Raw genomic sequence first — 13,465 nt, forward strand, 5'->3', positions numbered from 1 at the left:
ACTGGAGGGCTGGAATATGGCACGAAGAAAAATTGTAGTTGCACTAGGGGGAAATGCGATACAGTCTGGAGAAGCTACTGCGGGAGCGCAGCAAGAAGCGTTGGAAAAAACGGCAGAACAACTTGTGAAAATAATGGAAAATGATGTGGATATAGTAATTGCGCATGGAAATGGCCCACAAGTGGGGAATATTTTATTACAGCAAAAAGCTGCAGAAACGGAAAAGACACCTGCAATGCCATTAGATACTTGTGGGGCAATGAGCCAAGGAATGATTGGATATTGGATGGAAAATGCGATTGAAAAGGCATTGAAAAAACGGAATATAAAAAAAGACGTAGCAACGGTTATAACACGCGTTGTTGTGGATAAAAAAGATGAGGCATTTAAAAATCCAACTAAACCAATCGGTCCTTTTTATACAGAAGAAGAGGCCAGAAGATTAATGGATGAAACAAAAGCAGTGTTTAAAGAAGATGCTGGTAGAGGATGGAGACGTGTTGTTCCATCACCGAAGCCTGTAAGTATTCATGAACATAAAGTGATTAATTCTTTGGTCGAAGATGGAAATATAGTGATAGCTGTTGGCGGAGGTGGAATTCCAGTAATTGATTCCGAAGAAGGGCTAAAAGGAACTGAAGCGGTTATCGATAAAGATTTCGCTGCACAGAAATTAGCAGAATTAGTAGATGCCGATACGCTCGTTATTTTAACTGCAGTTGATCATGTGTATGTAAATTATAATCAACCGAATCAAAAAAAATTAGAGCATGTCACAGTGAATCAATTAGAAGAATATATTGAAGAACAACAATTCGCTGCGGGAAGCATGCTTCCGAAAATTGAAGCTGCTATTAATTTTGTTAATACAAATCCAAAAAGAAAAACAATTATTACGTCTTTAGAAAAAGTATATGAAGCACTAGAAGAAAGAGCTGGTACTATTATTTCAAAACAGAATGTATGCATGTATGTTTAAATTCTTATGTACGCTACTTAGTAGTAAAAAAGAATGGAGTTAGTAACTTCATTCTTTTTATTTATTAATATTTTTTGTACTCATTGTTCATAAAGTTTTCATGATGAAATCTGAATATGTAAGTTAATTATGATAAAATTCAAATTGAATACGCTTTCTTGATTTTTTCGCTCCAACATACAGCAAGAGAGAGGGAATTTTATGAATAGACGGAACGTAGTGAAAGACTTAAAGCAGTTCGAATTATTTGCTCATTTAACAGAAAAAAAATTGAAAGGCTTAACAGAGTTTGTTTATTGGCGAACTTATAAAAAAGGTCAATTTTTATTTTTAGAAGGGGATTCAAGAGAAAGAATTTACTTCATGTTAGATGGTTTTGTAAAGTTAGAGCGGGTTAATCAAAATGGGAACTTATTATACGATGACTATGTGAAGCGATATTCTATTTTTCCTTATGGTGGTATGTTTACAGACAGAGGATATAACTATACAGCAGAAGCAATGACGGATGTGGAGGTATATTATATTCCAACGGTAATCTTTGAAGATATGGTAAAGTCCAGCAGAACGCAATTGATGTACGTTGTTCAGCAATTATCATCTATATTAAAATTGAACGAAAATCGAGTGCAAAATATTACAATTCCTAATGCACAAGATCGTGTTATCCAAACGTTAAATTATTTAATGCAGGATTTAGGAGAACAGAGTGGAGAAAAGATTGTAATTTCATGTCCACTTACAACAATTGAAATATCCAAAATATCTGGAACATCTCGAGAGACAGTTAGCAGCGTATTAAAACAATTAAAAAATGATAGCATTGTTACAATTTTAGATAAAAAAATTACAATACATGATCCAACATATTTTGAAGAAATCTCTATGTGAAAATTGTATATTGATTTTTTAATTCATAGTGTATATTAATAAGGTTCTTTATATATTTATAAGGAACTTTTTTACGTTATCCTCTATAAAAAGATTGTATAGTATGGTAATAATAGCTAAAATCGATAATAAAATACAAAGTGAAGGGGAGAAAGAATGATTCGTATTGAGTATGATCGATTAGTAGCTATTTGTTACAGTATAGGGGTTTTGTTATTATTAAAAATTCCAAATGATAATGAATTAATTGGGGAAAAACTATTCAATGTCTATAAGGTTCCGATACATACGTATGTTTATATGGATTATAAAGTCTCAAATATATTGATTGTTTCTTTCATACTACATGTAATTGCATTTATATTATTTTTAAAATGGCTAGGAAAAAAGGAGTCTAGTACATTTAGAAAAACGAATAAGATAAAAGTAGTAGGCATTAGTATTTTGATTGTAATGATGCCGTTTATTTTAAATACAATCCTCCAGACATTGAATAAAACATGGTACTACGCAGGAAAAACAGGGGTAGAAGCAATAGAATATAAAAAAGAAGATAGCCAGTGTAGAATGGAGAAAAATGGAGAGAATATCCAACCGAAGTGCATTGTTACTTTAAAAAATTATCGTAATCATTCACAAGCATTAAAAGTTGTTTTATACGATAATGCAAACGAGAATTCAAAAAGCTATCCAGTACCGAAACCAGTCTATTTACAAAAACATGAGACAAAGCAATTCGAATTTCAAGTTCCTGTTTCTTATAATAGAGGTATTGAAAAAGATAAAGTACCAAATATTAAATTACATTCATTGCATGAAAATGATACGAAATACAATTAATCTGTAAGTAAAAGTTTATGAGTAGGAGCAAGAATTTGAAACGATATAGAAAATCAACTTGAATCATCCAACATACTGCGAGGTAACGGTATATTGGATGATTTTTTTATGTTATCCCCTTTTTTCACGTATGAAAAGGAGGAATACTTTGTTGGAAATGAAAAACATCACAAGGATCATACATGGTTTTTACTTTACGTAATCTGTGAAAGTTAGAGCCATAATAACTAGTTTGCCAATTTTTAATATCGATATCGGGCCAGTTCACATAGTCACCTAGTGTATAAGGATCTAAGCTTTCTCGTAAACCTTTAACCCAGCGTATATTTCGGTTTTCTTCATCATCGCATTTCCAAGAGGTAATGTATTCTTGAGCAATAATTGCTTTACGATGAAAATAAGCCGTTTTATTCGGCGAAATATTTTCAACAGCACCTATGAGCGATTGATGCCAAATACTAGCATCTTTATTTGGTGCATGAGAAAGAAAGTATTGCATGATTTGAATGCCTTTAAGGGGAATAGGTTTATAGACATAGGAACCAGAGCGCTTGAAATTTTCAGGGATGTTACCGCTATTAAAAAATTCAACAGCCTTTATATAAGGAACTTCTTCTATAAAGAGAGAGGGGCTACCAGTTTCAAGAAGAGGTGAAGAATGAGATTTACCTTTGTGAGAAATAAATAAAGCATAAGAATAAAGAATCTACATAGAGTTCAATGAAAACAGTTGCAAACTGTTCATATTTTGTTATGATAGTGTTACGAAAACGTTTGCATAAAATTCTGATGGGATGCAAAAGGAGAGAATGACTATGAATAAGACATGGTGGAAAGAAGCGGTTGCTTATCAAATTTATCCACGAAGCTTTATGGATTCAAATGGTGATGGTATTGGAGATTTACAAGGTATTATTGCAAAACTGGATTATTTAAAAGATTTAGGTATAGATGTAATTTGGATTTGTCCAATGTATAAATCGCCTAATGATGATAATGGTTATGATATTAGTGATTATCAAGATATTATGGATGAGTTTGGTACAATGGCAGACTTTGATGCTTTACTAGATGAAGTTCATAAGCGTGATATGAAGCTAATTATTGATTTAGTTATTAATCATACGAGTGATGAACATCCATGGTTTATTGAATCACGTTCATCTAAAGATAATCCGAAGCGTGATTGGTATATTTGGCATGATGGTAAAGATGGTGCGGAGCCAAACAACTGGGAAAGTATTTTTAATGGTTCGGCATGGGAATATGATGAAGAAACAGAACAATATTATTTACATCTATTCTCACGTAAACAACCAGATTTGAACTGGGAGAATAAAGAAGTTCGCGAAGTACTATATGATACGGTCAATTGGTGGCTTGATAAAGGTATTGATGGTTTCCGCGTTGATGCGATCAGTCATATTAAAAAAGAAGAAGGCCTTAAGGATATGCCAAATCCAAAAGAGTTAAAATATGTGCCATCTTTTGATAAACATATGAATGTGAAAGGTATTCAACCTTTATTAGAAGAGCTAAAAGAAAATACATTCTCTAAGTACGATATTATGACTGTTGGTGAAGCAAATGGCGTTAAGATTGAAGATGCTGAGCTATGGGTTGGAGAAGAGCAAGGTAAGTTCAATATGGTATTCCAATTTGAACATTTAAGTTTATGGGATGCAGAGAAGAAGAAAGACCTTGATATTGTAGGATTGAAAAAAGTATTAACGAAATGGCAAAAAGGATTAGAAAATAAAGGATGGAACGCTTTATATATTGAGAATCACGATAAACCACGTATCGTTTCAACATGGGGAGATGATAAACAATATTGGCGTGAAAGTGCAACAGCTCTAGGGGCGATGTATTTCTTTATGCACGGTACACCGTTTATTTATCAAGGCCAAGAAATTGGTATGACAAATGTTCAGTTACCAAATATTGAAGATTACGATGATGTAGCAATTAAAAATTTATATCGCGAGAAAATTGCAGAGGGCGTACCACATCAAGATATGATGGAGATTATATGGGCTTCTTGCCGCGATAATTCACGTACACCTATGCAGTGGAATGATGAGATGAATGCTGGTTTCACAACAAGTACACCTTGGTTTAGCATGAATCCAAATTACAAAGAAATTAATGTTGAAAAGCAAAAAAATGAAGAAAAGTCTATTTTCAATTTCTATAAGAAAATGATTGCCCTGAAAAAAGAGCACGATGTACTGAACTATGGTACGTACGATTTACTTTTAGAAGACGATCCACAAATTTATGCATATACACGTACGTTACAGGATGAAAAAGTCATTGTAATTAGTAATATCTCAAAAGAGGAAGCTGTGTATAATGAGGGTTCATTTGCACTAGAACGCAAACGTTTGCTTTTAAATAACTATGAAGTTGCGGAACATGAAGAAGTAACAACAATTGCTTTAAAACCTTATGAAACAAGGGTTTATCGCATTTCATAATAAAAAAGGATGCTCTTTGAGCATCTTTTTTTATGAAAAAAAATAAATTTCTATTGCAAAGTGAAAACGCTTTTATTAAAATAGATTTATGAAAACGGTTGCGTAAAGATAAAAATAAAGTAACATAAGGAATCGTTTTCATAAAGGGAACAGAAATTATAATTTAAATCATTATGTTGTTATAAATAAAGGGGAGGAAGAACAGATGAAAATTACGTCTTTTGATTTTTGGCAAAAGTTCGGGAAAGCTTTATTAGTTGTTGTAGCTGTAATGCCAGCAGCTGGTTTAATGATTTCCATCGGTAAGTTAATTGGTATGTCTGCTGGGGATGTTAACGCAGTTCATACAATCGCTCGCGTAATGGAAGACATCGGTTGGGCAATCATTACAAATCTACACATCTTATTCGCAGTAGCAATTGGGGGATCTTGGGCGAAAGATCGCGCGGGTGGTGCATTTGCAGCGCTATTAGCATTCGTCTTAACAAACCGAATTACAGGAGCTATATTTGGCGTAAACGCTGAAATGTTAGCGGATTCAAAAGCGAAAGTTTCTTCAGTAATAGCGGGAGATTTAATTGTAAAAGATTACTTTACTTCTGTACTTGGTGCACCTGCATTAAACATGGGAGTGTTCGTAGGGATCATCACAGGTTTCTTAGGAGCTACTTTATATAACAAATATTATAACTATAATAAACTGCCACAGGCATTAGCATTCTTTAATGGAAAACGATTTGTACCATTCGTTGTAATTCTTTGGTCTACAGTTACTGCGATTGTATTATCACTTCTATGGCCATTCATCCAAAGTGGGTTAAATGAATTTGGTCGCTGGATTGCAGCTTCAAAAGATAGCGCACCAGTTGTTGCACCGTTTGTATATGGAACGTTAGAGCGTTTGTTATTACCATTTGGTTTACACCATATGTTAACGATTCCGATGAACTATACAGAGCTAGGCGGAACATATACGATGTTAACTGGTTCAAAAGTTGGACAAGTTGTAGCAGGACAAGATCCATTATGGCTTGCATGGATTACAGATTTAAATAATTTACTAGCAAATGGAGATACGAAGGCATATAACGATTTATTAAATAACGTTGTACCAGCTCGTTTCAAAGCTGGACAAGTTATCGGCTCAACAGCAGCGTTAATGGGGATTGCATTTGCGATGTTCCGTAACGTGGATAAAGAAAAGCGTGCAAAATATAAACCAATGTTTTTATCAGCAGCATTAGCAGTATTCTTAACAGGTGTAACAGAACCAATTGAATTCATGTTCATGTTTATTGCTCCAGTATTATATGTTGTATATGCTATTACAACAGGACTTGCATTCGCGCTAGCTGATTTAATTAACTTACGTGTTCATGCATTTGGATTTATTGAGTTAATTACTCGTACACCAATGATGGTTAACGCAGGTTTAACAAGAGACTTAATCAACTTTGTTATTGTTTCATTAGTGTTCTTCGGTCTTAACTTTACACTATTCAATTTCTTAATTAAAAAATTCAATTTACCAACACCAGGGCGTGCAGGTAACTATATTGATAATGAAGATGAGGCATCAGAAGGAACAGGAAATGTACAAGATGGTTCATTAGCAACAAAAGTTATCGATTTATTAGGTGGAAAAGAAAATATTGCTGACGTAGATGCTTGTATGACACGCTTACGTGTAACAGTAAAAGACTTAGATGTTGTTGCACCAGAAGCACAGTGGAAACAAAATGGTGCTTTAGGGCTTATTGTAAAAGATAAAGGTGTACAAGCGGTATATGGTCCGAAAGCTGACGTATTAAAGTCAGACATTCAAGATATGTTAGGTGCGTAATAATATGAAATTGCTAACTTTAAACTGTCATTCTTGGCAAGAAGAGAATCAAATAGAAAAGATACAATACCTTGCTAAAGTAATTCAAGAAGAAGAGTACGATGTCATCGCATTGCAAGAAGTAAGTCAGTCCATACAAGCTGAAAATGTATGCGGTAACAAGAAAGAAGATAATTTTGGACTTTTACTATTAGAAGAGTTAAAAGCGCTACATGTAAAAGATTACAATATTACTTGGGATTTCTCTCATATTGGTTATGACGTGTATGAAGAAGGATTAGCGATTATAACGAAGCATAATATTATAAAAGAAGATACGTTCTTTATTTCAGAAAACGAGGATACAACATATTGGAAAACGCGTAAAATTGTAAGTGCAACAATTGCTTATAATGGTAAGGATATAACGTTTTACTCTTGCCATCTCGGTTGGTGGAATGATGAAGAAGAGTTATTCGAAGGTCAAGTCGATCGTTTGATGGAGCGTGTAGATAGCAATAAGCTCGCCTTCTTAATGGGGGATTTTAATAACAATGCTCGGTTGGAAGGCGAAGGTTATGAGTATATGATGCAAAAAGGGTTGTATGACACATATGAATTAGCAATAGAGAAGGATGAAGGAACGACTGTCCAAGGTGAGATTGCTGGTTGGGATGAAAATAAACATAATTTGCGAATCGATCTAATATTGTGTAACCAAAGTAAAAAAGTTCATTCTTCAAAAGTTATTTTTAATGGTACAAACAGAAATGTAATTTCAGATCATTTCGGTGTAGAGGTTCAATTGGATATATAATAGAAGAAATCCTCACAGAGAATAAAAGCTGTGAGGATTTTTTTTAGGAATACAAGTATTTCCAAGAGAAAATACTTGTATTTTTTATGACATTTCATATATATTTGTTATTATTGAATGTAAAACCGATTTGGTCATTTTGTATTCATACTTTGACTCACTTCGTTATATAATGAAGTAAGTGAAAGTTAATGGGAAAAAATAGTACGTTTTTGGTTAATACACGATGTAGAAAGTGATATAATTGCAAAATGCATGTATCATTTTCTAAAGAAGGAAAAATATATAATTAGGTGATAACTTCTATGAAACAAATTTGGCGTATTTATAAGACAGATTTACGGAATGTAGCCAAACATTGGGCTGCAATTGTTATTGTTTTAGGATTAATGATTTTACCATCATTATATGCATGGTTTAACATTAAAGCTTCTTGGGATCCGTATGGAAATACAAAAGAGGTTCCTATTGCAGTTTCTAACCAAGATGCAGGTTCTAACTTAAGAGGGAAAGATATTAATATCGGGAAAGAGATTGTAGACTCCCTTAAGAAAAACAAAAATCTTGGCTGGAAATTTGTAGATGAAAAACAAGCAATTTACGGAGTTGAGCGTGGGGATTATTATGCAAGTATTACGATTCCAAAAGACTTCTCTGAAAAAATCGCAACTGTTCTGGATGAAAATCCGAAAAAACCAGAACTGGATTACTATGTGAATGAAAAAGTAAACGCGATCGCACCGAAGATTACAGCAAAAGGTGCATCAGGTATTACAGAAGAAATTAGTAAAAACTTTGTTAAAACAGCAAACGGTGAGATTTTTAAAATTTTCAATGACCTTGGAATCGATTTAGAAACAAACTTACCAAGTATCGAAAAAGTAAAAGATCTTGTCTTTAAGCTAGAAGCGCAGTTCCCAGAAATGAATACACTCATGGATAAGGCGTTAGATGATGCAACTCGAGCAGAAGATGTTGTGAAAGTGGCGCAAAAAGATTTACCTGTTGTAGAGAGTGTAATAAATGATGGGCAGGAAGCATTGGCGAATTTAGATAAGTTCTTTGCAAGACAAGATCAAACATTAAAAAATGCTCCAGGGACGATAAGAAATGATTTAGTAGCAGCAAAAGGCGTTATGGATAGTGCAGCTGCATTTACTGACTTTTTAATGAATCCAGGTGTAGAACTAAATATTCCTGACTTGTCTGGAATGAATGGATTACCTGAATTCCCAGCGAGACCAGATCTTTCTAAGTTGAATAGTGATGGTTATAAGAGTATAGCGCAAAATATTAATCAAACAGTAAATAATGTTTTAAGTTCATCACGTGCAGGAACAGCTTATGGAAAAAGTGTTTTAAATGGATTGCAAAATGGTCAGTTTGATCCAGAACAAGCAAAGAAAGATTTAAATGCGGTATCAGAACGATTACAAACTGGTACAGATGGTATTTCATATCTTATTAATTTCTTTACTGAACTTCAAAAATCGGCGACTACTGATTTTGGTCAAAGCTTTTTCCAAGGGCGAGTGAATCACTTAACTAATGTTAAAAAAGGTATGGAAAATGCAAATAACGGTATTAAAGATATTGTAAATGTTATTGGCAAAGGACAAGAAGTAAAGAAAGATGTAACAGATGTAGCGAATCAAAAATTAGATGCAGCAAATGGATTAATTGATCAAGCTGAAAAAGATTATAATGAAACGTTTGTAGCAGATTATAAAAAGGCAGTTAGCACAGTCGATCAAGCCAAAGTTGATGCAAATGCAGTATATGATAATGCAAAAGCAGATTACGATAAAGTAAAAAATGGTATTGAGGGTGCAAAAGCAGATTTACAGAAAGCAAAAGAAGATGTACAAAATAGAGGTATTAACGGTTTAGATTCAACGAAAGTAGCTTTAAATAGCTTAAATGGTCAATTCCAATCTGGAATCGGTTTAATTGATGATATGATTCCAGTTCTAGAAAGTACAAATAAGGTTTTAGCGGATGTGAATAGTGATAAAAACCTTAATAATGGAATCGCAAAATTAAACAAAGCGAAAAGCAGCTTACAAAAAGGTGTAGAGGCAACGAATAAGGGAATTACACTTCTTAACAATGGCCAGAAACCTACAAAAGATGTAATTGAAAGTATTAACAATGCTGCGAAGGGCGGATCAGCTCAATTAACAGATGTATTATCGACGTATGATTCAGAAATTGTACCTAATTTCAATACAGCAATTGCTCGTACAAAAGAGATGTCGAAAAATACAACTCAAATTTTAAATGATGCAGACAAAAAGCTTCCAGATGTTAAAAAATTACTAGAAGATTCATCAAAAGGCTTAGTAGACGGGAAAAAGAAATTGGCAGATATTAAAGCTGAAATGCCGGAGACTGAGAAAAAGATTAAAGAATTAGCAGATAAAATTCGTGATTTTGAATCTGAAGAGGATTTAAAAGACATCATACGTTTATTGAAAAATGATGTTGAGAAGCAAAGTGATTACTTTGCGAATCCAGTAAATTTAAAAGAAAATAAATTATTTGCGATGCCGAACTACGGTTCAGCGATGTCACCATTCTATACAGTGCTTGCATTATGGGTAGGCGCATTATTAATGGTTTCATTATTAACGGTAGAAGTACACGAAGAGGGCGCAAATTATAAGAGCCATGAAATTTACTTCGGACGTTTATTAACATTCTTAACGATAGGTCTTTCACAAGCGTTTATCGTATCGATGGGAGATATATTCTTACTCGGTACGTACGTAGTCGATAAGTTCTGGTTTGTGTTATTTAGTTTATTTATTGGAGGAGTCTTCGTTTGTATCGTATACTCACTCGTTTCTATTTTCGGAAATGTTGGGAAATCGATGGCGATCATTTTACTTGTACTACAAGTAGCAGGATCGGGCGGAACATTCCCAATCCAAATGACACCAGCGTTCTTCCAAGCGATTTATCCGTTCTTACCATTCACATACGCAATTAGCGCAATTCGTGAAACAGTTGGCGGAATGCTTTGGGATATCGTAACGCGCGATTTACTTGTGTTAAGTGCTTTCGTAGTAGTTATGATTGTTGCTGCGTTATTACTGAAAACACCAATTAACAAATCAAGTGAAAAATTTGTTGAGAATGCAAAAGGAAGTAAAATCATTCATTAAGAAAAGGTTCCTACCGTGAGCGGTAGGAACCTTTTTGTTTAATCGAACTTTAATTTTTTTTAATGCGTCTGTTTGGTGATTCTTAAACGAGTTATGTCAATTATGGCTGATATATAAGGTGATCCTTACTGCACTTCTTGAAAACTGTGGTATATTAAACGGTATATAGTTAGTAAAGGAGTTTGAATAAATGGCAAAGAGTGTAGTAATTGCTGAGAAACCATCAGTTGCACGTGATATAGCAAAAGTATTAAAGTGTACAAAAAAAGGTAATGGATTTTTAGAAGGTGACAAATACATCGTGACTTGGGCTCTTGGGCATTTAGTGACGCTTGCAGATCCTGAGGCTTATGATAATAAGTATAAAACATGGAATCTTGAAGATCTTCCAATGCTTCCAGAACGTATGAAATTAGTTGTTATAAAACAAACGGGAAAACAGTTTAATGCTGTGAAACATCAAATTACCCGAAATGATGTTAATGAGCTGATTGTGGCTACCGATGCAGGAAGAGAGGGCGAATTAGTCGCACGTTGGATAATTGAAAAAGCAAAAGTAAATAAACCAATTAAGCGTTTATGGATTTCTTCTGTAACAGACAAAGCCATTAAAGAAGGTTTTAATAATTTGAAACCAGGTAAAGCTTATGACAATTTATACGCTTCAGCTGTTGCACGTTCAGAAGCAGATTGGTATATCGGTTTAAATGCTACTCGTGCACTAACAACAAAATTCAATGCGCAACTAAACTGCGGTCGTGTCCAAACACCTACTGTTGCTATGATCGCTAATCGTGAAGATGAAATAAAGAACTTCAAAGCTCAAACTTACTACGGCATTGAAGCACAAACAACAAATCAGTTAAAACTAACTTGGCAAGATGCAAATGGCAATAGCCGCAGTTTTAATAAAGAAAAAATTGATAGTATTGTAAAAGGTTTAGATAAACATAATGCTAATGTTGTGGAAATTGATAAAAAACAGAAGAAGTCATTCTCTCCTGGTCTTTATGATTTAACTGAATTGCAGCGTGATGCAAATAAAAAGTTCGGTTACTCTGCAAAAGAAACATTAAACATTATGCAGAAATTATATGAGCAACACAAAGTGCTAACATACCCTCGTACAGATTCGCGTTACATTTCATCTGATATCGTTGGAACACTTCCAGAACGTCTAAAGGCGTGCGGAGTTGGAGAATATCGTTCTTTAGCACATAAAGTATTACAAAAGCCTATCAAGGCTAATAAATCATTTGTTGATGATAGTAAAGTAAGCGATCATCATGCGATTATTCCAACAGAAGGATACGTTAACTTCTCAGCATTCACAGATAAAGAACGCAAAATTTATGATTTAGTTGTAAAACGTTTCTTAGCTGTTTTATTCCCAGCATTCGAATACGAACAACTAACGTTACGCACAAAGGTCGGCAATGAAACATTCATTGCACGCGGAAAAACGATTTTACATGCTGGTTGGAAGGAAGTATACGAAAATCGATTTGAAGACGATGATGTAACTGATGACGTAAAAGAGCAGATTCTACCTCACATTGAAAAGGGCGATACATTAACTGTAAAGTTACTTATGCAAACATCAGGTCAAACGAAAGCACCTGCACGCTTTAATGAAGCAACTTTACTTTCAGCAATGGAGAATCCTACAAAATATATGGATACGCAAAATAAACAACTTGCTGATACGTTAAAATCGACTGGTGGATTAGGTACTGTAGCGACACGTGCAGATATTATCGACAAACTTTTCAACTCTTTCTTAATTGAAAAACGTGGTAAAGATATTCACATTACATCAAAAGGTCGTCAATTACTTGATTTAGTACCAGAAGAATTAAAATCCCCTACACTAACTGGTGAATGGGAACAAAAACTTGAAGCAATTGCAAAGGGTAAACTGAAAAAAGAAGTATTCATTTCGGAAATGAAGAACTATACGAAAGAAATTGTTTCTGAAATAAAATCGAGTGATAAAAAATATAAACATGACAACATTTCAACAAAGTCTTGTCCAGACTGCGGTAAACCAATGCTAGAGGTAAACGGCAAAAAAGGAAAAATGCTCGTTTGCCAAGACCGTGAATGTGGTCATCGTAAAAATGTATCTCGTACAACAAACGCTCGTTGTCCTCAGTGTAAGAAAAAATTAGAATTACGTGGTGAAGGTGCAGGACAAATCTTTACATGTAAATGTGGCTATCGCGAGAAATTATCCACATTCCAAGAAAGACGTAAAAAAGAATCTGGAAACAAAGCTGATAAGCGCGACGTTCAAAAATATATGAAACAACAGAACAAAGAAGAAGAACCATTAAACAACCCATTTGCAGAAGCATTAAAAGGATTGAAGTTTAATTAAAGTGGATTCTTAATGAATACCAATGGATTGTCAAAAGATAAATTGTTTTATAATTTAAAAGAAACCAATGTACTTTTATTTTAAAGTTT

8 protein-coding genes and 1 pseudogene are annotated in these 13,465 nt (G+C 34.0%); 8 read left to right on the forward strand and 1 reads right to left on the reverse strand.

All coding sequences use genetic code 11. The features are described 5' to 3' along the window. The first annotated feature begins 16 nt into the window (after positions 1 to 16). From arcC to BHV55_RS02190, 3 genes are all read left to right on the forward strand, one after another. Positions 17 to 979: a carbamate kinase gene (arcC, locus tag BHV55_RS02180; RefSeq protein ID WP_070758047.1), complete on the forward strand. Its 963-nt coding sequence runs from the start codon at positions 17 to 19 to the stop codon at positions 977 to 979. A 201-nt stretch (positions 980 to 1,180) separates the two neighbouring features. Next, entirely contained in the window at positions 1,181 to 1,870 is a 690-nt protein-coding gene (locus BHV55_RS02185; RefSeq protein WP_001081905.1) for a Crp/Fnr family transcriptional regulator, read from the forward strand. A gap of 156 nt (positions 1,871 to 2,026) precedes the next feature. Continuing rightward, positions 2,027 to 2,710 carry a hypothetical protein gene (locus BHV55_RS02190; protein ID WP_000619194.1) on the forward strand — a complete coding sequence of 228 codons (684 nt, stop codon included), beginning with the start codon at positions 2,027 to 2,029 and terminating at the stop codon, positions 2,708 to 2,710. A gap of 124 nt (positions 2,711 to 2,834) precedes the next feature. Here the strand turns inward: BHV55_RS02190 and BHV55_RS02195 are convergent. After that, positions 2,835 to 3,371 (reverse strand): annotated as a pseudogene (locus BHV55_RS02195) (BBE domain-containing protein); the annotation flags it as partial. Positions 3,372 to 3,525: 154 nt separating this feature from the next. Between BHV55_RS02195 and BHV55_RS02200 the strand changes: the two are divergent. From BHV55_RS02200 to topB, 5 genes are all read left to right on the forward strand, one after another. Beyond that, entirely contained in the window at positions 3,526 to 5,190 is a 1,665-nt protein-coding gene (locus tag BHV55_RS02200; RefSeq protein ID WP_070758049.1) for a glycoside hydrolase family 13 protein, read from the forward strand. 205 nt (positions 5,191 to 5,395) lie between these two features. Next, a complete protein-coding gene (locus BHV55_RS02205) occupies positions 5,396 to 7,033 on the forward strand; it encodes a PTS transporter subunit IIBC (RefSeq protein ID WP_000705560.1) in 1,638 nt (545 codons plus the stop codon). Positions 7,034 to 7,037: 4 nt separating this feature from the next. After that, on the forward strand, positions 7,038 to 7,829 hold the full coding sequence (locus BHV55_RS02210) for an endonuclease/exonuclease/phosphatase family protein (RefSeq protein ID WP_000771984.1): 792 nt from the start codon (positions 7,038 to 7,040) through the stop codon (positions 7,827 to 7,829). A gap of 305 nt (positions 7,830 to 8,134) precedes the next feature. Further along, positions 8,135 to 10,996: a YhgE/Pip domain-containing protein gene (locus BHV55_RS02215; RefSeq protein WP_070758052.1), complete on the forward strand. Its 2,862-nt coding sequence runs from the start codon at positions 8,135 to 8,137 to the stop codon at positions 10,994 to 10,996. A gap of 190 nt (positions 10,997 to 11,186) precedes the next feature. Beyond that, positions 11,187 to 13,376: a DNA topoisomerase III gene (gene topB / locus BHV55_RS02220; RefSeq protein ID WP_063262188.1), complete on the forward strand. Its 2,190-nt coding sequence runs from the start codon at positions 11,187 to 11,189 to the stop codon at positions 13,374 to 13,376. Positions 13,377 to 13,465: the final 89 nt, after the last annotated feature.

It is taken from the genome of Bacillus sp. RZ2MS9 (assembly GCF_001816185.2).
In the GTDB taxonomy this organism is placed as follows: domain Bacteria; phylum Bacillota; class Bacilli; order Bacillales; family Bacillaceae_G; genus Bacillus_A; species Bacillus_A cereus.

Excerpts from the sequence above, each read along its gene's own strand:
- arcC (WP_070758047.1), top strand. The coding sequence starts at position 17 with ATGGCACGAAGAAAAATTGTAGTTGCACTAGGGGGAAATGCGATACAG.
- BHV55_RS02185 (WP_001081905.1), top strand. The coding sequence starts at position 1,181 with ATGAATAGACGGAACGTAGTGAAAGACTTAAAGCAGTTCGAATTATTT.
- BHV55_RS02190 (WP_000619194.1), top strand. The coding sequence starts at position 2,027 with ATGATTCGTATTGAGTATGATCGATTAGTAGCTATTTGTTACAGTATA.
- BHV55_RS02200 (WP_070758049.1), top strand. The coding sequence starts at position 3,526 with ATGAATAAGACATGGTGGAAAGAAGCGGTTGCTTATCAAATTTATCCA.
- BHV55_RS02205 (WP_000705560.1), top strand. The coding sequence starts at position 5,396 with ATGAAAATTACGTCTTTTGATTTTTGGCAAAAGTTCGGGAAAGCTTTA.
- BHV55_RS02210 (WP_000771984.1), top strand. The coding sequence starts at position 7,038 with ATGAAATTGCTAACTTTAAACTGTCATTCTTGGCAAGAAGAGAATCAA.
- BHV55_RS02215 (WP_070758052.1), top strand. The coding sequence starts at position 8,135 with ATGAAACAAATTTGGCGTATTTATAAGACAGATTTACGGAATGTAGCC.
- topB (WP_063262188.1), top strand. The coding sequence starts at position 11,187 with ATGGCAAAGAGTGTAGTAATTGCTGAGAAACCATCAGTTGCACGTGAT.